The 960-nt window shown below is 64.8% G+C and carries 1 protein-coding gene and 1 pseudogene; both read right to left on the reverse strand.

Going from position 1 to position 960, the window contains the following annotated elements; translation table 11 throughout:
* Positions 1–51 precede the first annotated feature (51 nt).
* A pseudogene (locus X803_RS0112415) lies at positions 52–477 on the reverse strand (AIR synthase-related protein); the annotation flags it as partial.
* 51 nt (positions 478–528) lie between these two features.
* On the reverse strand, positions 529–960 hold a 432-nt coding region (locus X803_RS19735; RefSeq protein WP_035778910.1), incomplete at its 5' end, for an AIR synthase-related protein.

The raw sequence follows: 960 nt of genomic DNA on the forward strand, positions 1-960 counted from the left end.
CACCGGTGCCGAAACACCGGTGCCCTGCCATATGAACGAGTGATGAAACCGTTACGCGAAATGCTTCGGAAGCGTGGCTTCGTGGGCTTCCTTCAGCTCGGCCAGTGGAAGCGTGAAGTGCCCCTGAACGTCCAGCGCCTGGTTCTCTGCGTCCACCACCCCGATGCGCAGACGCGGGAAGTTCCGCGCAGTGCACATGTCGTTGAACCGGACCTCTTCAGAACGGGGGACGGCGACGACGGCGCGTCCCTGGGATTCGGAGAAGAGTGCGGTGAACGGATCAATGCCGTCACGCTCACACAGTTCGTCGATCCCGATCCGGGCGCCCACACCGAAACGCAGTGCAGCCTCGGAGAGCGCCGCAGCCAGGCCGCCCTCGGACAGATCGTGGGCCGCATCAATCATGCCGTCGCGGGACGAGTTCACGAGGATCGCAGCGAGCGTCTTCTCCGCCTGCAGGTCCAGCACCGGCGGGAGCACCGGTGCCGAAACACCGGTGCCCTGCCATATGAACGAGTGATGAAACCGTTACGCGAAATGCTTCGGAAGCGTGGCTTCGTGGGCTTCCTTCAGCTCGGCCAGTGGAAGCGTGAAGTGCCCCTGAACGTCCAGCGCCTGGTTCTCTGCGTCCACCACCCCGATGCGCAGACGCGGGAAGTTCCGCGCAGTGCACATGTCGTTGAACCGGACCTCTTCAGAACGGGGGACGGCGACGACGGCGCGTCCCTGGGATTCGGAGAAGAGTGCGGTGAACGGATCAATGCCGTCACGCTCACACAGTTCGTCGATCCCGATCCGGGCGCCCACACCGAAACGCAGTGCAGCCTCGGAGAGCGCCGCAGCCAGGCCGCCCTCGGACAGATCGTGGGCCGCATCAATCATGCCGTCGCGGGACGAGTTCACGAGGATCGCAGCGAGCGTCTTCTCCGCCTGCAGGTCCAGCACCGGCGGCTGCCCGCC

This window comes from Arthrobacter sp. 35/47 (assembly GCF_000520475.1).
Classification (GTDB): Bacteria; Actinomycetota; Actinomycetes; order Actinomycetales; family Micrococcaceae; genus Arthrobacter_D; species Arthrobacter_D subterraneus.